This is a genomic window from Mesorhizobium sp. C432A (genome assembly GCF_030323145.1).
Taxonomy (GTDB): domain Bacteria; phylum Pseudomonadota; class Alphaproteobacteria; order Rhizobiales; family Rhizobiaceae; genus Mesorhizobium.
Genome location: NZ_CP100470.1, coordinates 5431439 through 5450387 on the forward strand (window position 1 = coordinate 5431439; position 18949 = coordinate 5450387).

An 18949-nucleotide genomic window follows, 5' to 3' on the forward strand; every position below is an offset into this window, starting at 1 on the left:
CTACTCCGTCGCCGTCAGGCCGAGCGAGGCGGCAAAGGCGGTGAATTTCTTCGCTTCCTCACTGTCGGCGCCAAACACGGCGATACCGCGATGCAGCGCGTCGCGCGCCTGGTCGGCCTTGCCCAGCACAACATAGGAACGAATGAGCCGCATCCATCCTTCCGTGTCGCGCGGTTTTTGCCGCAATTTTTCGTCGAGGCCGGCGACCATGGTTTCGATCATGGCCTGCCTGTCCTGCGGCGCCATCGACGAGGCGGCGTCGACGGCCGCGGCATCGGGGCCTTTCGCCGGCTCTCCTGAGGCGACGCTGCGGTTGGCAGCCTCGGCTAACGCCTGTTGGACAGCTCCGCGCCATGGTGAATCCTGCGGCAGGGAATCGAGCATTTTCTGCCACGCCGCGGTTGCCTCGGGTATGCGGCCTTCCTGGGCCAGCGCCATCGCCAAATAGAACGAGGCTTTCGCGTTTGCCGGGTCGAGTTTTAGCGCCTGTTCGAAAGCGGATTGCGCATCGGCCGAAACGATGCCGCCGGCCGCATTGGCAATCGCTTCGCCGAGGCCGGCCTCGCGGGCGGCCGTGTCGCCATCGAGGCGGATGGCATTGCGATAGGCGGTCACGGCATCGGGAAAGCGCTGCAGGCGCAGATAGATCGGGGCGAGCACGTCCCAGCCGCGTCCATCGCCAGGGTTGGCGGCAAGATGGGCCTCGGCGCGCGCCACCAACTCGTTGACCGAACTATCGGCCGGATTCTTGGCCAGCCGTTCGGCGAGCGGCTGCGACGGCAGATCCGGCGAGCCGAGCTGGCTGTACAGGCCCCAGCTGAGCAGCGGGACCACCAGCACCGCTGATGTTGCCATCAACCTGGCCGCCCTCGACGGCTGCCGCGCGCCAGGTGCATCGGCTTGACCGACATTGGCTTGACCAACATCTCCCAGGCGAAGGATGCGGCGGGCGATCTCAGTGCGCGCCTCCTCGGCTTCGGCCGGCTGAATCAGGCCGCGCGCGGCGTCACGCTCAAGCTCGGCCAATTGGTCGCGATAGACTTCGAGATCATGGTCGCTGCTGGTCGGAGCGCCCTTGCCGCCGCCGGTCAGCGGCAGCAGCACCGCAAGGCTTGCGCCCAGCGTGAGGAGTGCGGCTATGACCCAGAACAGCATGGTTCTTCCAATAGAGCGAGAGCCCTGCTCTCACAACATGAGGGTGCTGCGACGCTTTGACGGGATTCCGGCCCCGGCCCAATGTTCAGGTCAGCGGCGTCCAGCTGCCGTCGGCGTTGCGGCATGCGGTGCCCCGCGCGGTCTGGCCGGCCGTGCCGGTAAACACCGTATGGGTGTACTGGCGGCAATCCTGCGAGCCGACGCGGTAGGGCTGGGCCGCGACGACTTCGCCGGAATGAGCCGAACTGTCGCTCTTCCACGTCACCTTCTGGCCGCTCGCCGTATATTCGAGCGCCTTGTATTCCGCCTCGAGCGCCTTGCGCTTCTCGGTGCTGTTCAGGCCGCTGCCGATCGACCCGCCGACGAGCCCGCCGGCCATGGCCGAGATGATCGTCGTCGCGACTTTGGCCCCTGAAGGAGGCGACGCGGGCGGGTTGGTGATGGAGATATCCGGGCCACTGCCCTTGCCCAGCGTTCCGCAGCCGGAAAGAGCGAGCAGTGCGGAAACGAGCGCAACGCGAATCTTCATGCCAACAACCGGTTTTCTTGAACGGGATGCGCTGGGGGCCGCGTCATCGGGGGCGTCAGGACGTCATACTATTGATATTTGTCGGAAATTTGGCCGTTTTTAACGGCTTTTGTGCAATCGAGGGGCCGCCATAACACAGGCATTCGGCCGTGTCGATTGGCCCTGGGCAGTACATCATTGCAAGCTCCGCAAGCGCACAACCGCCTTCAGCCCGCCCATCGTGGAGCGTTCCAGCGCCAGCGCCCCGCCATACTCGTTGACGAGGTCGGCAACGATGGCAAGTCCGAGCCCGGTTCCCGGCTTTGTCTCGTCGAGGCGCCGGCCGCGTTTCAAGACATCGCGGGCCTTGTCCTCGGGGATGCCGGGACCGTCATCCTCGATCGATAGCTCGAACAGGCCGGCTGCGGCCGGCGTGACGGATACGGCAACAGTGCTCTTCGCCCATTTCATCGCATTGTCGAGAAGGTTGCCGAGCAGTTCCTCCAAATCCTCGCGCTCGCCAGCAAAGACGATGTCGGCCGCCAGCAGCGTAAGCGACAGGCTGACATCAGGCTTGAGTTTTTGCAGCACGCGCACCATGCGCTGCACCAGCGGCGTCACCGGCGTGCGGTAGACGACGCTGTCGCGCTGCGCCGCGACCCGTGCCCGCTGCAGGTAGTGGTCGACCTGTTTCTGCATCGACGCCGCCTGGTCGGCGATGAGCTGGCCCTTGGCGCCGCCTAGAGCCCGGCCCTCATTGATCAGCACGGCGAGCGGCGTCTTCAGCGAATGGGCAAGGTTGCCGACCTGCGTACGCGAGCGCTCGACGATGCGCTTGTTGTTTTCGATCAGCGCATTGGTCTCGTTGGCGAGCGGCTCGATCTCGGCGGGAAACCGGCCATCGAGCCGCTGCGCCGTGCCTTCGCGCACCTGGGCAAGCGCGTTGCGAACCCGGCGCAAGGGCTGGAGGCCGAGCAGGATAGCGATCGCATTGATGGCGATCATGCCGACGCCGAACAGGCTGAGATAGGTCAACAGGCGGCCCTGGAAGGTGGCGATCTCGTGCTCGAGCTCGGTCTTGTTGCCCATTACGCGGAAGCGCGCGGCGCGGTTCTTGGCATCGAGGACGAATTCGCTTTCGAACACTTGCAGTTCCTCGTCACCGATGCCGTCGGTGGAATAGCTGCGCTGGAAACTGGAATTGAAAGGCACCTCGGCAACGGTCGGCGACGGGATCGTCGTGGTCATCGAGGACGAATGAAGGTTGCCGTGCACGCCTTCGGAAGCCGGCTCCACCGACCAGTACCAGCCCGAATTCGGCTCCGAGAAGCGCAGGTCGCCAAGGTCGGGAGCACCGGTGAGCTGGCCGGATTCGGAAACGCCGACCGAGCCGATCAGATTGAACAGATGCGCCGACAGCAGGCTGTCGAAGCCGCGCTCGCTGGCCTGGCGGTAGAGCGTGGTGATCAGAGTGAAGATGACGATCAGGGTGAGGATCGCCCAGATCGTGGAAAATCCGATGACGCGGAAGGCCAGCGAGCGCGGCCAGAGCCGCGCCGAAAAAGGCTTCCTTGCTGGTATGGGGAGCGGTTCCGCCTTACGCCTCCGGCTCACGCATGCGATAGCCCATGCCGCGCACGGTTTCGATCATGTCGATGCCCATCTTCTTGCGCAGCCGGCCGACAAAGACCTCGATGGTGTTGGAATCGCGGTCGAAATCCTGGTCGTAGAGATGCTCGACCAGCTCGGTGCGCGACACCACCTCGCCCATATGGTGCATCAGATACGCCAGCAGGCGGAACTCATGCGAGGTCAGCTTCAGCGGCACGCCGTTGACATCGGCCTTGGAGGCCTTGGTGTCGAGGCGCAGCGGCCCGCAAGTGAGCTCGGACGAGGCATGGCCGGCGGCGCGGCGGATCAGCGCCCTCACCCTGGCCAGTACCTCCTCGATGTGGAACGGCTTGGTGACATAGTCGTCGGCGCCGGCATCGATGCCCGACACCTTGTCGCTCCAGCGGTCGCGCGCTGTCAGGATCAGCACCGGCATCTTGCGGCCGTTGCGGCGCCAGCGCTCGACGACGCTGATGCCGTCCATCTGCGGCAGGCCTATGTCGAGCACGACGGCATCGTAGGGCTCGGTGTCGCCGAGGAAATGCCCCTCCTCGCCGTCATAGGAGCGGTCGACCACATAGCCGGCATCGACCAGCGCGTCGGCCAGCTGCCGGTTGAGATCCTTGTCATCTTCGACGACGAGTACGCGCATGATCGGTCAGGCCTGTTGATGTGTCAGATATAGGCCGATTCCGGTGGTCTGGGAAACGAGCCCTGCAAGGGGGAAGATTGGATCAGTTCGCCGGGACGACGATCTCGGAGCGGCGCGGACGCTGGCCGTCCTTGCCCGGCACAAGCACGACGATGACGCAGACCTCCTGGCCGCCACGCGTCGTCTGCGAAGCCTTGGCCAGCGTGCCGCCATTCTGCTCGGCAACCTGCTGGCCGATCGCGTAGCAATCCGCCGCGGCTGCCGGCGTCGCTTGCGACGCCAACAGGCCGGCCGCTGTGAGCGCCAGTATCGCGGTTCTGACATGAGAGCGAAGCGTTTTCATGGTCGGCGTTGTAACGCAACTGTGCTGAACGTGAAATGAACGGTGAACGGGTGAAAATCCATCCCCGCAATACCCCCTGCGCGCGCAACGAATGAATGCGATCCTACCGCCCAGCCCTCAGACCGGGCAATGGATTCATAACCGGAAAACCGGCTGCGCGGCTATGGTGTTTGCGCGAAGGTTCTCAATTCGCAGCCAGATTGGGAACAGGTCAAGGCGAGACCATTCTGAAGGGCCGCCCTAAATAGCGCGGGAAACGCCAAATCATCGGAGTGCGCCATGACGGATAAAGACCTTGCCGACCTTTACCGGGGCTATATCGCTTGCCTGAATGCCCAGGACTGGGCGAAACTTGGAGACCTTGTCGGCGACGAGGTGCAGCTCAATGGCGAAATGCTCGGCCTGTCGGGTTATCGCCGTATGCTCGAAGGCGATTTCGAGGCGATTCCCGACCTCCGCTTCAACATCGAACTGCTGGTCTGCCAGCCGCCGCGCGTGGCGGCGCGCCTGCATTTCGACTGTCATCCCAAGGGCGTGCTGTTCGGCCTGCCGGTGAACGGCAAGCGCGTGTCGTTCGCTGAGAATGTTTTCTACGAATTCGGAGAGGGTCGCATCCGCGAGGTGTGGTCAGTCATCGACAAGGCCGAGATCCAGGCGCAGATCTAGGTTGCTTCAATCACTTTGCTCGGTGAGAGCGCGTATCCGCAGCACCCCGTGGTAGAGCGCCAGGTCCTCGTCGTAGCGGGCCTCGGCGAACTCCAGCGACAGGCGGGTCTGGTCGCGCGAGCCGGTGGCGAAAGCGGCGCCGTCAAGGCGCGCCCGGATGCTGTCCATAATCAGACGCGTCTCGGCCTCGCCTTGCGCCTTCGACCAGACATGCAGCGTGATGAGCTGGTCGTCATCATTGTCGGCGCCGGTGTCCAGATCGAATGCGCTGGTCCTGCCATAGGTCACATAAGGGAAGGCGGCACTGTCGGCCGCCTGCTCGCGCAACCCGGCGCCGCCGAGCAGCGCCGTCAGCGAGGCATCGCTCTTCAATCTCATGAACAAGGCTTGCAGCAAATCGCCGGGCGCCGTCATCGTCGTCTCCGTTCGCCTGTCACGCTTTGAACAACCTCAGTTTCGCGCGCAACCTAACCGCGTTGCACGGATTTCGCCAGATGACGATCCGCCTGATGGAAGGCGGCGAATCGGGCGGCATGGCCCTTTCACGGACCGGGTTCTATTTGGCATGCGGGGAGTTTCAAGAGGGGTGTTATGAGGAGCCCTGTTTTCTCCGGCAATTCGAGGTCATTTCATGCGAACGCCACCGCTGCTGCCGGCTTTTGGAAAGCTCGGCGTCAAGCCCCCGGTCGCGATTGCGGCAACACCCGCCCTGTCGAAGAGCACCGTGGCCCTGCGCATGCGCGAGATACTTTCAATGCATGGCGGCCTGGCCTTGAAGCTGTCGGTGGTGGCCTGGACAATCCTGATCCTGGCGGCGGCATTTTTCATGTCAAAGGCCTGATGCCGATATGGCAAACCGCTACGCGTTGCGCATGGACGAGCCCGAGAGCTGGACTATCTTCGACATCTTCACCGGCCAGCCTGTCGATCTTAAGCAACAGGTGATGGTGGCCATGAATTTGCGCGATGCGGAAGCGATGGCCGACCGCCTGAACAGCCGGGACGTCAAGCGGCGGGCAAAAGCCGACCGCAAGTCCTGACGCACGCTGATCTCAGCCGCTCTGATTGCAAGACGAACGCGCGCTAGCCGAAATCCGCGGCTGTGAGCACATATATGCTCTTGCGGGTGCGAGCGTAGGCCTTGCTGGCAATGTCATGGATGGAGCTGGACGCGGTGTCGAAGGCCGCCAGATAGGTGGCTTCCGCGGTCGCCGTCCCTGATGGCGCCTTCGAGAGGGCATCGGCGGCGACCGAGAAGGAAATCTGGAACATGCCGTCATGGCCGACAAAGCGGACGCGCTTGCCGGCCTCGTCATAGAAGCGGCTTGGATTGGGGAATGTCAGGCTCATGACGTGCCCCCCTTCGGCGCGGCGGCGGCTTTCTTGACTGTCGCCCGCTTCTTCTTCGGTGTCGGGTTCAAGGCTTCCGCGACGCGGTCGGCCTCTTCCTTGGCCAGGCGCAATTCCCTGAGCCTTGCCGTCTTGATCTCCCTGGCCCTCGCTTCGGACATGTAGTCGGAGGTTGCCTTGTTGCGCTCGGCCGTCTTCTTCTGCTTGTCCACGAAGCGGGCTTCAGCTTTTTCCATGATGCTCTGATTGCCTTCGGCCATCGCCTAAATCTCCTCGTGCCTGAAATGGTGAAATCGAACTTACGATATAAATAGTCGCTTTGGCCTCGAAATTCAATTTTTCGAAATATCTAGGCGCCTCGCGACGTTTCGAATCCGGCAGACATCATAATACTTTTTAATATTTAATTTTGGCCACGAATAATTTTTGGCACTCCTATCTATCGAGTGCCAATACGCCTATAAGAACGGCGCGGTCGCCTATGCCGGCCCCAGAAAGAAGTTCTCATGAAGTTTCGGCCACTCCACGACCGCGTCGTCATCCGGCGCGCCGAAGGCGATGTCAAATCCAAGGGCGGCATCATCATTCCCGACAATGCCAAGGAAAAGCCGCAGGAAGGCGAAGTCATCGCCGTTGGGCCGGGCGCACGCGACGAAAACGGCGCGCTTGTTCCGCTCGACGTCAAGGCCGGCGACTTCATCCTGTTCGGCAAATGGTCGGGCACCGAGGTCAAGATCGACGGCGAGGACCTGCTGATCATGAAGGAAGCCGACATTATGGGCGTCATCGACAAGAGCGAGACGGCCGCTATCGGCAAGATCGGGACGGTCGTCACCGAGAAGAGCGTCAAAGCCAAGAAGGCCGCCTGACCGGCCTGGCTTTGCCAGGCTCCGGCGAGCCGCTTGCTTCACCACACCAACGGGATTGAAAAAAATGTCTGCCAAGGAAATCAAATTCGCCACCGACGCGCGCGACCGCATGCTGCGCGGCGTCGAGATCCTCACCAATGCGGTGAAGGTCACGCTCGGCCCCAAGGGCCGCAACGTCATCATCGACAAGGCCTATGGCGCGCCGCGCATCACCAAGGACGGTGTGACGGTGGCCAAGGAAATCGAGCTTGCCGACAAGTTCGAGAACATGGGCGCGCAGATGGTGCGCGAAGTGGCTTCGAAGACCAACGACCTCGCCGGTGACGGCACCACCACCGCCACGGTGCTGGCCGCATCGATCCTGCGCGAAGGCGCCAAGCTGGTTGCCGCCGGCATGAACCCGATGGACCTCAAGCGTGGCATCGACCAGGCTGTCGCCGCCGTGGTCAAGGACATCAAGGCGAAGGCCAAGAAGGTCAAGTCGTCGGCCGAGATCGCGCAGGTCGGCACCATCGCCGCCAATGGCGATGCCAGCGTCGGCGCCATGATCGCCAAGGCGATGGACAAGGTCGGCAATGACGGCGTCATCACCGTCGAGGAGGCCAAGACCGCCGACACCGAACTCGACGTCGTCGAAGGCATGCAGTTCGACCGCGGCTATCTCAGCCCCTATTTCGTCACCAATGCCGACAAGATGCGCGTCGAACTGGAAGAGCCTTACGTGCTCATCCACGAGAAGAAGCTCGGCAATCTGCAGGCGATGCTGCCGATCCTCGAGGCGGTGGTGCAGAGCGGCAGGCCGCTGCTGATCATCTCGGAAGACGTCGAAGGCGAAGCACTGGCGACGCTGGTCGTCAACAAGCTGCGCGGCGGCCTCAAGGTCGCGGCCGTCAAGGCGCCGGGCTTCGGCGATCGCCGCAAGGCGATGCTGGAAGACATCGCCGTGCTGACATCGGGCCAGATGATTTCCGAGGATCTCGGCATCAAGCTCGAAAACGTCACCATCGAGATGCTTGGCCGCGCCAAGCGCGTACTGATCGAGAAGGACACCACCACGATCATCGACGGCGCCGGCACCAAGGCGACCATCCAGGCGCGCATCGCGCAGATCAAGGGCCAGATCGAGGAAACCACGTCCGACTATGACAAGGAGAAGCTGCAGGAGCGGCTGGCCAAGCTCGCCGGCGGCGTCGCCGTGATCCGCGTCGGCGGCGTCACCGAGTCTGAAGTGAAGGAAAAGAAGGACCGCATCGACGACGCGCTGAATGCGACGCGCGCGGCGGTGGAAGAAGGCATCGTGCCCGGCGGTGGCGTGGCGCTTCTGCGCGCAAGATCGGCTCTGGCCGGCCTGACCGGCGCCAATGACGATGTGACCGCCGGCATTTCGATCGTGCTCAGGGCGCTGGAAGCGCCGATCCGCCAGATCGCCGAGAATTCCGGCGTCGAAGGCTCGATCGTCGTCGGCAGGCTGTCCGACAGCAAGGACCAGAATCAGGGCTTTGATGCCCAGAACGAGGTCTATGTCGACATGATCAAGGCCGGCATCGTCGACCCGGCGAAAGTGGTGCGCACCGCTTTGCAGGATGCCGGCTCGATTGCAGCGCTTCTGATCACCGCCGAAGCGATGATCACCGACGTTCCGGCCAAGGATGCGGCGCCTGCGGGCGGCGGTGGCGGCATGGGCGGCTACTGACCATCGCTCGAAAATTGCCCGCCTGGGAATCTGGGCGGGCATAAATCAGAACAGGCTGCCGGGGACATTTCCCCGGCGAGCCAGGAATTTCCGTCAGTCAGTCAAGACCAGTCAGCAACGACAGGGAGATCGACAGATGATCACATTTGCCCCGAAGCCAAACGCTGTATCCGCGACCAAGCCGGCGGAGGAGAGCCGCTTCGATCGCATCCGCCGGATTGCCGCCGACAAGCACAGGCAGGCCGATGCCGGGCCGATTCGCCGCGAGCCGTCGAAGACCGGCGACAAGCGGCCGATGTGACGGCTGCCAACCTCACGACATCGGCAACGCTCCGCCCTCTTCGGTGCGGCGGGCAATGAACTCGTCGAGCACATCGGATGTGGCAACGGCCGACGCCGGCGGCTGGAAGTCGGCCAGCGTCCGCTTCCAGATGCCGGTGGCGCGCTCGGTGGCCGACCTCGAACCGGACTGCGTCCAGCTGCCGAAATTCGACCAGTCGGCGACCAGCGGCTCGTAGAAGGCGGTGCGGTAGCGCGTCATGGTGTGGCCGGCGGAGAAGAAATGCCCGCCCGGCTGGACTTCGGCGATCGCCTCGAAGCCGATCGAATCCTTGTCGCCGGGGGTCGTAGCACAGAGTTCGGCAACCGTCTGCAATGCCTCGATATCGGTGATCAGCTTCTCGTAGGAGACGCTGAGGCCACCCTCCAGCCAGCCCGCGGCATGGATGCAGACGGTGGCGCCGGCAAGCACCGAGCCCCACAGCGCGAACTGCGTCTCGTGCGCCGCCTGCACATCGGAAATGTTGGCCGCACTGCCGCCGCCGGACCGCCAAGGCAGGCCGGTGAAGCGGGCCAGCTGACCGGCGCCCAGCGTCGCCTTGACGTGCTCGGGCGTGCCGAAGGCCGGTGCGCCGGACTTCATGTCCACATTGGAGGAGAAGGATCCGTAAACCACCGGTGCGCCCGGCCGCACCACCTGCGCCAGCGCGAGGCCGGCCAGCGCCTCGGCATGCTGCAGCGTCAATGCGCCGGCGACGGTGATCGGCGCCATGGCGCCGGCCAGGCAGAAGGGCGTGATGATGGACACCTGGCCGGCCCTGGCGAAGTCGATGATGCCTTGCGCCATCGGGATATCGAGCTGGCGCGGCGAATTGGTGTTGATCACGGTGTAGCAATGGACGCCGGCCAGGAACTCGTCCTGCGAGAGCCCGCGCGCCAGCCTGATCATCTCGAACCCATCCTCGACCTGCGGCGTGCCGCGGGCGAAGACGAAGGGGAACTTGTCCGACAGGGTCAGCTGCGCACGGTTGACGGCATAGTGGCGCAAATGGTTGTCGACATCCTGCGGCTCGATCCAGGGGCCGAGCATATGCAGCACGTCGAAATTCTGAACAAGCTTGGTCAGTTCTTCGAAAGCGGCGAGCGTGCCCGGACGCCGTCCGCGTTCGAGATCGGTGACGTTGGGCGCCCCGGCTCCGGCCAGGAACGTCATCGAGCCGAGCTCCAGCATGAGATCGCGGCTACGGTTGCCCGCCAGCGCCCGGATGGATTTCGGCGCCGAGGCCAGTGCCGCAGTGACAATATCGCGGCCGATGCGCACCATCTGGCTGTCCTCGTCGACCAGCGCACCGGCTTTGGCGTAGATCGCCCGTGCCTCCGGCAGCAGCACCTTGATGCCGAGCTCTTCCAGCACGCGCAACGCCGTGTCGTGGATGGCCGCGACCTGGTCGTCCGAAAACACCGGCTGCGGCAGGAACGGGTTCTTGAGCGAGCGATAGTTCGGGTGGCGGCTTGGCCCGCTGCCGGCCTCACCGGTGTGCCCGCGCCGGCGCTCGCGCCTGGTCTCCCTTATGCCGGCGCTCGCGCCTGGTCTCCCTTATGATGTCATCGACCATGGCCAAAACTCCTCATTGCCGCATCGCCTGCCCTCGGGGTCGTATGGCGAGGCCGGAATAATTCGCGCCGGCCGCTCGACGCCGACAATGTGCACCCAAAGCGCGGTCCCCTCCCCGGCGAATTCGTCGCCCAGCAACGTCAGCGCGACGCTTTTGCCTATTGTGTAGCCATAGCCGGCGAGGCGACGAAGCCGACGCGCCGGCCCTTGTGCCAGACTGCTCGAAGCCACTGGCGTCGGCATCGACGGCGTCGACCTCCAGCGTCACGATCCGGGCGGCGCTCAACAAACCGTGCGGTGTGGCCTGGCTGCCCTTGTGAGCCGGGCTGAAATGGAAGAATAGTCTTCGCCGGGTATGCCCGCCCTGAAATTGCCCGCTTGCGGTTCTCAGGTGGGTTGGGTGAGTTTCGGGAATGGCCAGTCCTTTAGAACGACGTCCAAGACGAAGAGGTCCGATCGCCGCCGCACTGCTGGCGGTGGACGCCTGGATCGATTCCTCGCTCTACGAAATCGGCTTCAAGGCCGGCCAGTTCTGGGAATCGGCGACCATTTTTTCGCGGCGCTTCCGAGTCACCGGCTGGCGACGCGGCATCATCGAGGTGCTGAGCGAAGGTTTTACGATGGGCGCCGGCGGCGTCGTCGTGCTGCTCGCACTTGCGATGCCGGCCTTCCAGATCACCACCGGCGACTGGCGCAGTCAGGGCGATTTCGCCGTCACCTTCCTTGACCGCTACGGCAATGAGATTGGCCAGCGCGGCATCATCCAGCGGGATTCCGTGCCTGTCGACGAGATGCCGGACCATGTCATCAAAGCGGTGCTGGCGACCGAGGACCGACGCTTCTTCGAGCACTACGGCATCGACGTGCTCGGCCTGTCGCGCGCCATCTTCGAGAATGTGCGGGCTAATTCCGTCGTCCAGGGCGGCTCCAGCATCACCCAGCAGCTGGCCAAGAACCTGTTCCTGTCGAATGAGCGTACCTTCCAGCGCAAGATCAAGGAAGCCTTCCTGTCGCTGTGGCTGGAGGCCAATCTGTCGAAGAAGGAGATCCTGCAGCTCTATCTCGACCGCGCCTATATGGGCGGCGGCACGTTCGGCATCGAGGCGGCGGCGGATTTCTATTTCGGCAAGAGCGTCAAGGATCTGAACCTCGCCGAGGCGGCGATGCTGGCCGGCCTGTTCAAGGCGCCGACCAAATACGCCCCGCACATCAACCTGCCCGCCGCCCGTGCTCGCGCCAATGTGGTGCTGTCGAACCTCGTCGATTCCGGTTTCATGACCGAAGGCCAGGTGCTGCAGGCAAGGCTGCATCCAGCCGAGATCGTCGACCGCGGCGAGCAGAAGAGCCCGGACTATTACCTCGACTGGGCCTTCGATGAGGTCAAGAAGATCGCCAAGCCCGGCCAGCATTCGCTGGTCGCACACACCACTTTCGACGCCAACATCCAGAAAGCGGCGGAGGAATCCGTCGAATTCCATCTCCGCCAGTTCGGCAAGGAATACAACGTCACCGAGGGCGCCGTTGTAGTGATCGAGACCAATGGCGCGGTGCGCGCCATTGTCGGCGGCCGCGACTATGGCGCAAGCCAGTTCAACCGCGCCACCAAGGCGCTGCGCCAGACCGGCTCCTCGTTCAAACCTTACGTCTACGCCACCGCCATGGAGCACGGGTTCACCCCGGACTCCGTCGTCTCAGGCGGGCCGATCAGCTGGGGCGGCTGGTCACCGCACAATTACAATGGCGGCTCGGCCGGCAATGTGACGCTGATCACGGCGATCGCCAAATCGATCAACACCGTGCCGGTACGGCTGGCCAAGGACTATCTCGGCATCGGCCCGATCAAGGCGATGGCCGAATCATTCGGTGTGGAATCGCCGCTGGAGTCGCACAAGACCATGGTGCTCGGCACATCGGGCATGACGGTCATGGACCAGGCGACGGGCTACAGCGTGTTCGCGCAGAACGGCTTCGCCGGCTCGCGGCACGGCATCACCCAGCTCGTCACCCGCACCGGCGATGTCGTCTACGACTTTGCCAAGGATGCGCCGGCGCCGCATCGGGTTCTGTCGGAACAGGCTTTGAAATACATGAACACCATGCTGGCTGCGGTGCCGGCGATCGGCACCGCGCGGCGCGCGCAGCTGCCCAACATCGTCGTCGCTGGCAAGACGGGGACGACGCAATCCTACCGCGACGCCTGGTTCGTCGGCTTCACCGGCAATTACACGGCTGCCGTCTGGCTCGGCAATGACGACTTCACCCCGACCCGCAACATGACCGGCGGCACGCTGCCGGCGATGGTGTGGCAGCGGCTGATGGTCTATGCGCACCAGAATATCGACCTGAAGCCGATCCCCGGCCTAGACAAACCCTTCGTCGACGAAGAGATCGCGGCCAAGGCCGAGGAAGCGGAGAAGAAAAATGCCGATCAGGCAGCAGCGGATGCCGCGGCCGAGCGCCCGGCGGTGCTGTCCAGCCGCACGACACAGACGCTGCGCGAGATGACCAAGGTGTTCCAGGCCGCGCCCGTGCTCGGCTCGCCGCAGACACCGGAGACCCTGTCGGCGCTTTGATTCCACAGCGCTGCTTGCTCTGCGGCCTGCCCCGCTATATCCCCGAACGATAATTCACTCGTCCCGGTTCTTCATGCTCAAGACCGCCTTTTTCACGCTGCTTTCGCTTGCCATAGCCATCGGCCTCGGCGGCGGCAGCGTCTGGTATGCGCTGCAGGCGCAGAGCGGCGTCGGCGCGATCAGCATCGGCCAATGGACCGCCTTCCCCGAGATCGGCACGCAAGATGCCGACCCCTATTCGAAGGCGCGCGTGGCGCGCGAGGGCGTGCTGGCGCTCGGCAAGGCCGAGGGCTTGTCCTTCATCGCCGAACGCGATGCGGCCGGCGATGAGCTTCAGCGGCAATGCGACTACAGGATCGAGGGCAGTTTCCCCACCGCCCGGTTCTGGACGCTCTATGCCGCGGATCAATCGCTCGGCGTGGTCGACACCGGCAAGCCAAGGCTGGCGGCGCTGCAATCCTACCAGGTGCTGCGTCAGCCCGACAATTCGGTGATCATTGCCGTCGGCAACCGTCCGGCCCCGGCAATTGGCTTCTGACCGAAGGTTTTGGCCGGATGTATTTCGTGCTCACCTTCTACGACACGCCGATTGCCTCAAGCACCGGCCTTTCCGACGTGTCGCTGCCCCGGATCGTCAAGGCTGGCTGCAATGCGTAGGTTGCTGCACGCCATCCTGCTCGGCCTGGTCGGCGCCGGCATCATCCACATCGTGGTGCTTTTGCTGGTGCCGGAATTTACCGAGCGCGATGCCTGGTCACGGCTGGCGATGGCGTCCGACCTCTACAAGATGACCAGGCTGGATGCCGAGGCGGGCGGCGCGCCGGTGGTGAAGTCGGTGGATCCGCTGTTTTACGCCGCCGCCTGCCGCTTCGACCTTGCCGAAGGCATGGTGCGGATCAAGGCGCCGGGCAGCGTGCCGTTCTGGTCGGTGTCGGTCTATGACCGCAACGGCCACAATTTCTATTCATTCAACGACCGCACGGCGACCGGCAACAAGCTGGACACCGTGGTGCTGACGCCGGCACAGATGATCGACGTGCGTAGGGAGCTTCCCGAAGACCTGCAAGGGGCGATCTTCGTCGAGGCGCCGATCGAGGAAGGCATCTTCGTCATCCGCGCCTTCGTGCCTGACGACAGCTGGAAGCCGGTTGTGTCGCAGTTCCTGGACCAGAGCTCCTGCGAACTGCAGGACTACTGACCTCAGCCCGACGACCAGCAAATTCAGTGGTGCGGAACAGGCGTCCGTGGTGTGCCCGGCTGGTCCGCCGGTCGCGCCTGGCCCGCCAATGGCCGATGCTCGTAGCGGACGCCGGGAAAAATGATCACCGCCGCCGGCGTACCGGTGTCCTGAACTGCTCGATTAACTGGTGCCGATCGCGGCACGAAAGACAGTACCATGCCCATGGTTCGCGTATTCCTCTCGGTTGCCCCGGAGCACAACGCAACGCCTCCAAATGTGATTAAGGCCGGCAGAGGGTTAACGGAGCGCTAACGGATCGCGGCTAATTTGATGTTTGTTCCAGGCCTTGCGCGAAACCGACACAGTTGCGGTTGAGCATGGTCCGGGTTGTGTCGAGTATCGGGCGTATCTTCCGTGTCAGCTTCGGATTTCAGGCAAATCGCCATACGGACGGAATCGGGAAAAGCCGAAAGGCTGTTTCGCGCCGCCGTGTCGGCGTTCTGCTCGCTGACCCGCCCGTCGCGCCGCGAGATCGCCCAGCTCGAGGATCTGACGCTGCCGCTGTTCGACAGCGTGCCGGTCGAATCGCGCCGCTATGTCGCCGCCGCCCTGTCCGAATGCGAATATGCGCCGGCCGCCCTGGTGCGGCGGCTTTGCGAGGAGCCGGTCGATGTCTGCGCGCCCTTGCTGGTCCGTTCGCGGGCGCTGGGCGATATCGACCTGATCGCGCTGATCGGCCGCCACGGCCTGCCGCATGCGCGCGCCATTGCCCGCCGCAAGGATTTGAACCCGACCATCGCGCAGTTGATCAAGGCGCTGGAAAAGCCGACCCTGGTGCGCGTGCGGCAGCCCGAGCCGATCGCCGACGTGGCGGGCGCCGACGCCGAAGCCGCTGCCGCCGCTCCCAGCGCACCAAAACTGCCCGGCAGCGCCGCCGAAACGGCCAGGCGCCGCCTGCGCTCGATGATGCTCGCCGAGGGCGAGGCGACATCGGTCAATCCCTTCGTCGGCTCAGCAACTTACAGCAAGCTGCGCGAGACGGCGCTGACCGGCAACGCCGCCTTCTTCCAGACCGCGCTTGCCGACGCGCTCGATATCGACTTCTCGACGGCGCGGTCGCTGACCGAGCATTCGAGCTATGTCTCGCTGCTCGCCGCGCTGCGGGCGCTCGACCTCAGTGAGGACAGGGCATTCCTGATCGTGGTCGCGGTTTACCCCCGGGAGTTTCCGCACCCGCAGGCGATCCGCATCTTCCTCGACCGCTACCGGCTGCTGCACCACGAGGCGGCGCTCGACAAGGTGCGCGGCTGGAAGGCCGAAACATTGTCGCGAGCGGTGCGCGGCAACACCCCTGTCGCCGCGAATGGCGACCAAGCGCCGGACGTCGACAAAGCCAGCCTAGGGGCCAGCCTCAAGGCGTCTTGACGGAGAGAAGCTCCTCGACGGAAACCGTTGCGGCCTCGATCTCGACCACCCAGATGTCGGGATCGAATTTTTTCTCCCGCTCAAGCCTGGCGTCAAGCGCGGCGGCATCGTCGCCGGCGCCGAGCAGCGTGAAAAAGCGATCATCCGGTTTGTCCGAATCGTAGCTCGTCTGCGGCGCCGGGCCGAACAGGGAGACGTCGCCCAGCCTGCCGCGGGAGAGCACGAAGACAGCGCCGGCCTCGGTTGCGCCGCGCTTGACGACGGCCGCAAAGCCGCCGGCGCCGAAAACACGGCGCAGCAGGGCCGACACCCAAAACTCGGTGGTTACGCGCATGACGAGGCTCCGGAGGACATGCGCGGCGTCTTAGCCGGATTTTCGTCTATCCGCGAGCGGTCGTCTTGACCACTCAATTGGTCAGGCCGATCTCGCGCATCTTGACGTAGACGACCTCGTCGGGCTCGCCCGTTTCCGGCAGGCCGAACAGCGACTGGAATTCCTTGATCGCCGCCTTGGTGCGGGCGCCGACGACGCCGTCGAGCTGCATGTCGTCATTGCCGAATGCCTTCAGGCCGGCCTGGATCTTGACGATGCGGGCATCGGGCGCCTGGGCGGATACCGACGCGGAAACCGGGATGGGCGCAGGCGCGGCCTCGGGCGCGGCGACGGGAGCAGCGGCCATATCCACGGGCCTCGGCACAGGATGCGGGATGCCAGCCGTGGTCTGCTTGGCGCCGAGCTGGTCGAGCAGCACAGCATCGATCTCGCCGGACGCCGGCAGGCCAACCTTCTGCTGGTAGGCCTGGATCGCCTTTTGGGTATTCGGCCCGGAAATGCCGTCGACCGTTCCCGTGTAGAAATCGAGATCCTTCAGGATGCCCTGGACCTGCTCGACGGTCGGGTCGCTTTTGACGGGTGCCGGGCCGGGCCGCAGGATGTTGATGGTGGTTTCGGGTTCGTCCGCGCCGGGGTGCGGAAAACCCTCGATGCTGCGGGTGGCGAAGAAGGCGCCGGCATGCGGAAACGGCTGGTACCACAGCGCGTTGGCGGAAACGTAGAACAGCGTCACCAGGAAGGCGGTCGACCCGCCGACCAGGACCGGATTGCGCGAGATCGCGCCGCCGAGCGCAATCGCGCCGGCCTCGAACGCGCCGCTGCGGCGCTTGACCGCCTTAGGCTGTTTTGCGGAGCGAGCCATTCCTGTCCCCTTTCGCGTCGCCTTTCGTCCTGGTCGCGGGCATCGGCAGCACGCCGTTCCTGTCGGTCGCGCTCCTCTTCGGCCCGTTCACCGGCAGGCTGATCGTGACCGTCGTCCCCTCGCCCGGCATGCTTTCGATCGACATCGTGCCGTCGTGCAGCGCCACCAGGCCCTTGACCAGCGACAGGCCGAGCCCGGTGCCCTCGAAGCGGCGCGTATAGTCGTTCTGGATCTGCATGAACGGCTTGCCGAGATTGACAAAATCTTCCTCGGCGATGCCGATGCCGGTGTCCCTGACCCAGAAATGCAGCCGCGAGCCGATCCGCTTGGCGCCGACGACGACATCGCCGCCATCGGGCGTGAACTTGACAGCATTGGAGACCAGGTTGATCAGGATCTGCTGCACGGCACGACGGTCGGCATTGATCTCGCCGGCATCCGGCGCAATCTGCGCCTGGAGACCGATGTTCTTGGCATTGGCCTGTAGCTGCATCATCGACTGGCACATCTCGACCGCTTCGATAAAGCGGAACGGTTCGGGCTCGGTCGCGTAGGCGCCGGCCTCGATCCTCGAGACATCAAGGATGGAGGTGACGACGGCAAGCAGATGCTGGCCCGACTCCTTCACCAGGCCGACATACTCCTTCTGGCGCGGGTCCTTGAAGCCGCCGAACATCTCATGCAGCAGCATGTCGGAAAAACCGATGATGGCGTTGAGCGGCGTCCGAAGCTCATGGCTGACGACCGCCAGGAAGCGGCCCTTCGCCACCTCGGCCGACGCTGCGGCCTCATTGGCGGCAGCAAGCTCGTCGCGCAATTCGGCAGTCTCGTCGTTCTCGCGCAGCAGCAGAGTGAAGGTCTCCTGCTGCTCTTCGGCACGCATCAGTTCGAGCTGAAATGGCCGGTAATTGTCGGCCGTCGAGGCGCTGCCGTCCTGCGGCAGCCTTACCCGAAGATCGAGCCGGCGCGCCAGGGCGCCATCGCGCATGTCGGCAAGCGCGCTGAGATAAGCGACGCGATCGGACAGGTGGATGCGGTCGAACAGCCCGGCGCCGAAAAGCAGTTCCGGCGGCAGCTTCAGGATGGTGCGCGCCTTGGCTGAGGCATCCAGGACCTCGCCATGCCGGGCGACATGCAGGACAACGGCGTCGATCATGTCTTCAAGGCGGTCGTTTGGAAGCCGCGCGGGCTGCGCGCGTGCGGCATCGCCTAGGGCTGCGAGCCGGGGAACCAGCGTCAGGCCCCAGGCGAGCGGCAGCAGCCAGTGCCACGCCGCGACTTGCGCCCCTCCGAGCGGGACGACAGAGCCGACAAAGGGCTGCAGCAGCATTGCGGCCAAGGTTGAGAGGCCGCCCCAAAGTGCCGCGCGCTTTGAACCGCCGATCCACCAGGCCTCGAATGGCAGTGCCAGGGCCAGCAGCGCAACCGGCGACGCCAGGCCGCCTGCTGCCGCGACGGCGCCGGCAAGGGCAAGACCGCCGGCGGCAAGGGCAACCTGGGCTGCCAGCGTCATCTTGCCCGACGCCGCCACCAGCAAGGCGGCGAACCAGCAAAGACCGAAGGCGGCGAAAATGGTTGCGACGGTGACGGCGGCGCCCATGCCCGAGGTGACCAGTGTCACCGCCGCACCGGCGGCGAAGAACGGAGCGGCAAGCATGATGCCGATGAACCGGCGCTGGCGCAGGCGATCGCCCTGGCCGATGATGGCCGGATGGACCATGCGTTCGCAACCGGCCGCCAGCGCGCCAGGCAGTTCAATATATCTGGCAGTTGTCAAACTCAACGCACTCGCACCCGGTCGTGACTGCCCCTGCTTTGCAGGTCGCTTTTGCTT

At 64.4% G+C, this 18949-nt stretch carries 22 protein-coding genes and 1 pseudogene; 10 read left to right on the forward strand and 13 right to left on the reverse strand.

Going from position 1 to position 18949, the window contains the following annotated elements; genetic code table 11:
• From ccmI to NLY33_RS26780, 5 genes are all read right to left on the reverse strand, one after another.
• Entirely contained in the window at nucleotides 1–1155 is a 1155-nt protein-coding gene (ccmI, locus tag NLY33_RS26760; protein ID WP_023705432.1) for a c-type cytochrome biogenesis protein CcmI, read from the reverse strand.
• Nucleotides 1156–1240: 85 nt separating this feature from the next.
• Entirely contained in the window at nucleotides 1241–1684 is a 444-nt protein-coding gene (locus NLY33_RS26765) for an RT0821/Lpp0805 family surface protein (protein ID WP_023687241.1), read from the reverse strand.
• A gap of 174 nt (nucleotides 1685–1858) precedes the next feature.
• The gene (locus tag NLY33_RS26770; protein ID WP_023705433.1) at nucleotides 1859–3277 is read right to left on the reverse strand and encodes an ATP-binding protein; all 1419 of its coding nucleotides are present in this window, start codon (nucleotides 3275–3277) and stop codon (nucleotides 1859–1861) included.
• Entirely contained in the window at nucleotides 3261–3926 is a 666-nt protein-coding gene (locus NLY33_RS26775; RefSeq protein ID WP_023670175.1) for a response regulator transcription factor, read from the reverse strand. Before NLY33_RS26775 ends, NLY33_RS26770 begins: the two co-directional genes overlap by 17 nt.
• Before the next feature lie 82 nt (nucleotides 3927–4008).
• Nucleotides 4009–4269, reverse strand: a complete 261-nt coding sequence (locus NLY33_RS26780) for a hypothetical protein (RefSeq protein ID WP_023670174.1) — start codon at nucleotides 4267–4269, stop codon at nucleotides 4009–4011.
• A gap of 279 nt (nucleotides 4270–4548) precedes the next feature.
• Here NLY33_RS26780 and NLY33_RS26785 point away from each other — a divergent pair, with 279 nt between their 5' ends.
• Nucleotides 4549–4935: an ester cyclase gene (locus tag NLY33_RS26785; protein WP_023708429.1), complete on the forward strand. Its 387-nt coding sequence runs from the start codon at nucleotides 4549–4551 to the stop codon at nucleotides 4933–4935.
• Nucleotides 4936–4941: 6 nt separating this feature from the next.
• Here NLY33_RS26785 and NLY33_RS26790 read toward each other — a convergent pair whose 3' ends face one another.
• The gene (locus tag NLY33_RS26790) at nucleotides 4942–5349 is read right to left on the reverse strand and encodes a DUF3168 domain-containing protein (RefSeq protein WP_023670173.1); all 408 of its coding nucleotides are present in this window, start codon (nucleotides 5347–5349) and stop codon (nucleotides 4942–4944) included.
• A 217-nt stretch (nucleotides 5350–5566) separates the two neighbouring features.
• On the opposite strand from NLY33_RS26790, the gene NLY33_RS26795 reads away from it, so the two are divergent.
• Together NLY33_RS26795 and NLY33_RS26800 are read left to right on the forward strand one after the other, a co-directional pair.
• Nucleotides 5567–5776 carry a hypothetical protein gene (locus NLY33_RS26795; protein WP_023705435.1) on the forward strand — a complete coding sequence of 70 codons (210 nt, stop codon included), beginning with the start codon at nucleotides 5567–5569 and terminating at the stop codon, nucleotides 5774–5776.
• Between the two features lie 7 nt (nucleotides 5777–5783).
• Nucleotides 5784–5975, forward strand: a complete 192-nt coding sequence (locus NLY33_RS26800; protein ID WP_023705436.1) for a hypothetical protein — start codon at nucleotides 5784–5786, stop codon at nucleotides 5973–5975.
• Between the two features lie 43 nt (nucleotides 5976–6018).
• Here the strand turns inward: NLY33_RS26800 and NLY33_RS26805 are convergent, their stop codons facing one another.
• Together NLY33_RS26805 and NLY33_RS26810 are read right to left on the reverse strand one after the other, a co-directional pair.
• Nucleotides 6019–6285, reverse strand: a complete 267-nt coding sequence (locus NLY33_RS26805) for a DUF1488 family protein (RefSeq protein WP_023705437.1) — start codon at nucleotides 6283–6285, stop codon at nucleotides 6019–6021.
• Nucleotides 6282–6545 (reverse strand): hypothetical protein, encoded by a 264-nt coding sequence (locus NLY33_RS26810; RefSeq protein WP_023705438.1) that lies wholly within the window; start codon nucleotides 6543–6545, stop codon nucleotides 6282–6284. The genes NLY33_RS26805 and NLY33_RS26810 overlap by 4 nt, the downstream gene beginning before the upstream one ends.
• Nucleotides 6546–6791: 246 nt before the next feature.
• On the opposite strand from NLY33_RS26810, the gene NLY33_RS26815 reads away from it, so the two are divergent.
• The 3 genes from NLY33_RS26815 (at nucleotide 6792) to NLY33_RS26825 (ending at nucleotide 9148) form a co-directional block, all read left to right on the forward strand.
• Complete coding sequence (locus NLY33_RS26815) at nucleotides 6792–7154, forward strand: co-chaperone GroES (protein ID WP_023705439.1); 363 nt, start codon at nucleotides 6792–6794, stop codon at nucleotides 7152–7154.
• A gap of 64 nt (nucleotides 7155–7218) precedes the next feature.
• Nucleotides 7219–8847, forward strand: a complete 1629-nt coding sequence (gene groL, locus NLY33_RS26820) for a chaperonin GroEL (protein ID WP_023705440.1) — start codon at nucleotides 7219–7221, stop codon at nucleotides 8845–8847.
• Between the two features lie 136 nt (nucleotides 8848–8983).
• Nucleotides 8984–9148, forward strand: a complete 165-nt coding sequence (locus NLY33_RS26825) for a hypothetical protein (protein WP_023705441.1) — start codon at nucleotides 8984–8986, stop codon at nucleotides 9146–9148.
• Nucleotides 9149–9160: 12 nt separating this feature from the next.
• Here NLY33_RS26825 and NLY33_RS26830 read toward each other — a convergent pair whose 3' ends face one another.
• Both NLY33_RS26830 and NLY33_RS26835 read right to left on the reverse strand, forming a co-directional pair.
• On the reverse strand, nucleotides 9161–10699 hold the full coding sequence (locus NLY33_RS26830) for a trimethylamine methyltransferase family protein (RefSeq protein ID WP_031196476.1): 1539 nt from the start codon (nucleotides 10697–10699) through the stop codon (nucleotides 9161–9163).
• A 24-nt stretch (nucleotides 10700–10723) separates the two neighbouring features.
• Nucleotides 10724–10984 (reverse strand): glycine cleavage T C-terminal barrel domain-containing protein, encoded by a 261-nt coding sequence (locus NLY33_RS26835; RefSeq protein ID WP_023709286.1) that lies wholly within the window; start codon nucleotides 10982–10984, stop codon nucleotides 10724–10726.
• Nucleotides 10985–11154: 170 nt separating this feature from the next.
• Here NLY33_RS26835 and NLY33_RS26840 point away from each other — a divergent pair, with 170 nt between their 5' ends.
• The 4 genes and pseudogenes from NLY33_RS26840 to NLY33_RS26855 all read left to right on the forward strand — a co-directional run bounded on the left by NLY33_RS26840 (nucleotide 11155) and on the right by NLY33_RS26855 (nucleotide 15919).
• Nucleotides 11155–13314, forward strand: coding sequence for a transglycosylase domain-containing protein (locus NLY33_RS26840; RefSeq protein WP_023684539.1), 2160 nt, complete (start codon nucleotides 11155–11157; stop codon nucleotides 13312–13314).
• Nucleotides 13315–13387: 73 nt separating this feature from the next.
• Nucleotides 13388–13971, forward strand: a pseudogene (locus NLY33_RS26845) (DUF1214 domain-containing protein).
• Nucleotides 13964–14512: a DUF1254 domain-containing protein gene (locus NLY33_RS26850; protein WP_023705443.1), complete on the forward strand. Its 549-nt coding sequence runs from the start codon at nucleotides 13964–13966 to the stop codon at nucleotides 14510–14512. The pseudogene NLY33_RS26845 and the gene NLY33_RS26850 overlap by 8 nt, the downstream one beginning before the upstream one ends.
• A gap of 396 nt (nucleotides 14513–14908) precedes the next feature.
• A complete protein-coding gene (locus NLY33_RS26855) occupies nucleotides 14909–15919 on the forward strand; it encodes a DUF2336 domain-containing protein (RefSeq protein ID WP_023708427.1) in 1011 nt (336 codons plus the stop codon).
• Here the strand turns inward: NLY33_RS26855 and NLY33_RS26860 are convergent.
• The 3 genes from NLY33_RS26860 to NLY33_RS26870 all read right to left on the reverse strand — a co-directional run bounded on the left by NLY33_RS26860 (nucleotide 15906) and on the right by NLY33_RS26870 (nucleotide 18835).
• A complete protein-coding gene (locus NLY33_RS26860) occupies nucleotides 15906–16253 on the reverse strand; it encodes a DUF1491 family protein (RefSeq protein ID WP_023670160.1) in 348 nt (115 codons plus the stop codon). The genes NLY33_RS26855 and NLY33_RS26860 overlap by 14 nt on opposite strands.
• 73 nt (nucleotides 16254–16326) lie before the next feature.
• On the reverse strand, nucleotides 16327–17115 hold the full coding sequence (locus NLY33_RS26865) for a peptidoglycan-binding domain-containing protein (RefSeq protein WP_023705444.1): 789 nt from the start codon (nucleotides 17113–17115) through the stop codon (nucleotides 16327–16329).
• Nucleotides 17090–18835: a sensor histidine kinase gene (locus NLY33_RS26870; RefSeq protein WP_023705445.1), complete on the reverse strand. Its 1746-nt coding sequence runs from the start codon at nucleotides 18833–18835 to the stop codon at nucleotides 17090–17092. The genes NLY33_RS26865 and NLY33_RS26870 overlap by 26 nt, the downstream gene beginning before the upstream one ends.
• Nucleotides 18836–18949 lie beyond the last annotated feature (114 nt).